Source organism: Petrotoga halophila DSM 16923 (assembly GCF_002924615.1).
In genome coordinates this window covers 1-3,540 of sequence record NZ_JALY01000346.1, presented here as the reverse complement: position 1 = coordinate 3,540, position 3,540 = coordinate 1, and the positions used below count along the sequence as shown (strand labels likewise).

4 protein-coding genes are annotated in these 3,540 nt (G+C 30.3%); 3 read left to right on the top strand and 1 reads right to left on the bottom strand.

Annotated features, from left to right (window positions below):
• The 3 genes from AA81_RS13905 to AA81_RS13895 form a co-directional block, all read left to right on the top strand.
• On the top strand, positions 1-681 hold a 681-nt coding region (locus tag AA81_RS13905), incomplete at its 5' end, for an SIS domain-containing protein (RefSeq protein WP_103899367.1).
• A gap of 71 nt (positions 682-752) precedes the next feature.
• On the top strand, positions 753-1,730 hold the full coding sequence (locus AA81_RS13900) for a BadF/BadG/BcrA/BcrD ATPase family protein (RefSeq protein ID WP_103899366.1): 978 nt from the start codon (positions 753-755) through the stop codon (positions 1,728-1,730).
• 2 nt (positions 1,731-1,732) lie between these two features.
• Complete coding sequence (locus tag AA81_RS13895; RefSeq protein WP_103899365.1) at positions 1,733-2,494, top strand: DeoR/GlpR family DNA-binding transcription regulator; 762 nt, start codon at positions 1,733-1,735, stop codon at positions 2,492-2,494.
• Between the two features lie 109 nt (positions 2,495-2,603).
• Here the strand turns inward: AA81_RS13895 and AA81_RS13890 are convergent, their stop codons facing one another.
• Positions 2,604-3,449, bottom strand: coding sequence for a class II fructose-bisphosphate aldolase (locus AA81_RS13890; RefSeq protein ID WP_103899364.1), 846 nt, complete (start codon positions 3,447-3,449; stop codon positions 2,604-2,606).
• Positions 3,450-3,540: the final 91 nt, after the last annotated feature.

Sequence of the window (3,540 nt, the reverse complement as noted above, 5' to 3'; positions counted from 1 at the left end):
GACACTGTTTTAGCATGCAGACAGTTCAAAGAAAATAATTTAAAAACTTATGGGATTACACTGAATAAAGACAGTTCATTAAGTGAAATTTCGGATGAAACCCTTATACTTCCAATTAATGAAGAAGGAATTGTCATGACTAAGTCTTTTACCTCAATAATCCTCTCTTTCCAAATGTTAGTAGATATAAATCTCAATGAAGATATATCAAAATATGCTAAAGATCTTGGTAAAATAGATGAAATAATAACAGTTTTTGAGAACGAGATAACAAAAAATGATTTAAATAGATTTAAACATTTTGTTTTTTTAGGATTAGGAATGTATGAAGGACTGGCTCGAGAAGCTGCTCTCAAGCTAGAAGAAATGTCTTTAAGTTTTACAGAAGCTTTTTCATCGTACGAATACCGTCATGGGCCAAAATCATTAGCGGATGATAAAACCTTAGTTTGCATTTTTGGAGAAGATGAAGAAAATAATCGAACACTTGAAAAAGAACTCTGTGACTTTAGTTCTACTGTTATAAATTTGGGAAAATTATTTAAAAAAATGAACATTACTTCAAAAAATGTAGCTTTCTTGCAGATTATATTTGCTCAGATTTTAGGTTTGAGAATAGCTAAAAATAAAAGTATAGATGTAGATAGACCCCGGAACTTAGATAAAGTAGTAAAATTTTAAACTTTTACATATACAGTAGAATCAAAATTTATAACATATATGTATTAATTAATCCGTTTTGGAGGAAAAAGATGGAGAAATTGTACTTAGGAGTTGATGGTGGAGGTACAAAAACATTAGCCGTTTTAGTAGATAATGAAGGGAATTTAATAGATTTTAAAAAAACAGGGCCCACAAATATAATGGAGTGTGGGGAAAAAATTTTTCTTAAAAATCTGAATGAAATCTCTGTAATTTTAAAGAAAATAGATAAGGATACTGTAAAATCATGTTTTGGTATGTCTGCTATTGGTGAGTATAGAGAATTAGAATATAGATTAAAAAAATTAATACAAAGCCAACTTGGGATAATTCCCAACTTATTAGTTAACGATGTGGTGATTGCTTGGGCAGGAGGTTCTTTAGGAAGAGATAGTGTTCATGCAGTTTGTGGAACAGGAAGTATTATATATGGAAAACACAAAGAAAAAGATGTAAGAGTAGGAGGTTGGGGACCGTTAATTGGAGATGAAGGAAGTGGATTTTACATTGGTATAGAAACATTGAGAGAAGTAACCAAGCAACTGGATGGAAGATCTCCAAAAACCCTTCTAACAGAACTTATATTTAAAGAAATGAAGTTTGAGAGTAAGTATGATCTTTTAGAATGGACAAAAAATTTAGGTAAAAATTTTAGACATGAAATTGCATCAATATCTTATTTAACTTCCAAAGCAAGTAGTGTAGGGGATAATTCTTCCAAGTTTATATTAGAAAAAGCAGCAAAAGAATTATCATTATCCGTGTTATCTGCGATAAGACTTTTAAAATTCGAACCTAACCCTGTTATTACGTACAGTGGAGGAGTAATAGAAAACATTCCAATATTTTATGAATATTTTTTTAATTACATTCGGCAAGAAATTCCCACAGCGGATATAAGAGCAGTTAAATTTTGGCCAGTCTTTGGAGCATTAATTTTATTAAAAGAAGAAGTTGATGTTAAATTCCTTCAAAATCTTAAAAATTCAGAAGAAACAATAAAAAAAGAATTAAAAGAGGGAGAATAAAAATGCTTTCAGATGAGAGAAGGAAACAAATATTTGATTATATTAGAAGAAAAGCGAGTGTAACTACTAAAGAATTAGAAAACCAATTCGAAGTCTCAGGAAGCACGATAAGAAGGGATTTAAATTATTTAGCTTCAAAAAAATTGATAATTAAAACTCATAAAGGGGCTATATTGAACGTTCCTCAAGCAGAAACTAGTTTCTACACAAATTATAATTATATGACCTTAGAAAAAAAAGAGATTGCTAAAAAAGCCATGAATTTTATTCGGGATGGTGATTTTATATCTTTAAGCGGTGGTACTACTTGTTATTTTTTAGCGAAAGAGATTGTTGCGTCCAATTTAGCAGAATTAACTATTTTAACAAATTCGTTAAATGTTGCTATGCTTATAATTGATTCAAATAAATATTTTCAAGTGATAGTTTCGGGGGGAATTCCAAAAAAAGGCAGTTATGAATGTGTAGGACAAATAACAATATCAGCTATAAGAAATTTTAATATAGACAAATATTTTGTAGGTGTAAATGGTGTATCAATATCGGGAGACATCTCTTTTACTTTCATGGATGAGGCAGCAATTGCTCAAGAAATAAACAAAAATTCAAAAGAAACATATGTTATTTCAGATCATTCAAAATTTGGTAAAAGTAATATGGTAAAGTTTGCAAAATTAGATGAGGTTACCGGAATAATTACCGACTCTCAAATACCTGAAGACGTAAAAAGATTATATCTAGAAAAAGGTGCTAATATAATTTAAATTATAGGCTTAATAATTGATTATAACCTTTTATAAAACCGAAATTATCAATAGAGTAATTAAGTTCTACGGTTACAAAGTATAAAACCTTAGAAAATCTTCTAAGGTTTTATACTTTATTATCACTTCCAAGAAGCCTTATTTTTTCTTTAACAGTTTCAACTACCGCATTTGCAGCTGATTCTAGGAGCTTTATTTGATCCTTCAACTCAGGATTGTCATTTAAAATTTCCCGAATTTTTTCAATATAAACTGTCTTTAATATAGTTCCTATATTCACTTTTGAAAATTTCGTTTTTGAAATTCTTATTAAGTCTTCATTTTTAACTCCACTTGATCCATGTAAAACAAGAGGGACGTTCAAAATGTTCGATAACATTTCAACAAGGTCAAAGCGAATATTAGCTTCTTGTTTTTGCATTGCATGAGCAGTCCCCACGGCCACGGCTAGTGCATCAACTTGAGTTGCATCGAAAAAGTTTTTAGCTATCTCTGGATCCGTTAATATTTCTTTTGCTTCTTCACCTTCTTCACTTTTACCAACTCTTCCGATTTCTGCTTCAACGTTTATTCCTAAAGCGTGTGCTACTTTTACCACCAATTTTGTATTCTTTATGTTTTTTTCTATATCTAACAAAGATCCATCGTACATTACCGATGTGAATCCTTTAGCCATTGCCTGAAAAATTAAATTAATATCAGTAGCATGGTCTAAATGAGCTACCACCGGTATAGATGTATTTTTTGCTAAATATTTAACTATTTCTATGCTCAAATCTAAACCCAAGTGTCTAATACAACTACCTGATGCCATTAAAATTACAGGGGATTTAAGAAATTCGGCTCCTTTGACTATAGCTTCGGCATCTTCATAAGTATGAAAATTGAAACCAGGAACAGCGTAACCTCCATTGTATGCAGGGATTAAAACATCGTTCAAATTAACTAATGGCATTTTAACTCCTCCTCGCGTTATCTGTTTTTTAGGAAAATTTTATTCTAAAATATCTGTTATTCCATTTATTTTTACTTTTTCATATAGTTGA

Excerpts from the sequence above, each read along its gene's own strand:
- AA81_RS13900 (WP_103899366.1), top strand. The coding sequence starts at position 753 with ATGGAGAAATTGTACTTAGGAGTTGATGGTGGAGGTACAAAAACATTA.
- AA81_RS13895 (WP_103899365.1), top strand. The coding sequence starts at position 1,733 with ATGCTTTCAGATGAGAGAAGGAAACAAATATTTGATTATATTAGAAGA.
- AA81_RS13890 (WP_103899364.1), bottom strand. The coding sequence starts at position 3,449 with ATGCCATTAGTTAATTTGAACGATGTTTTAATCCCTGCATACAATGGA.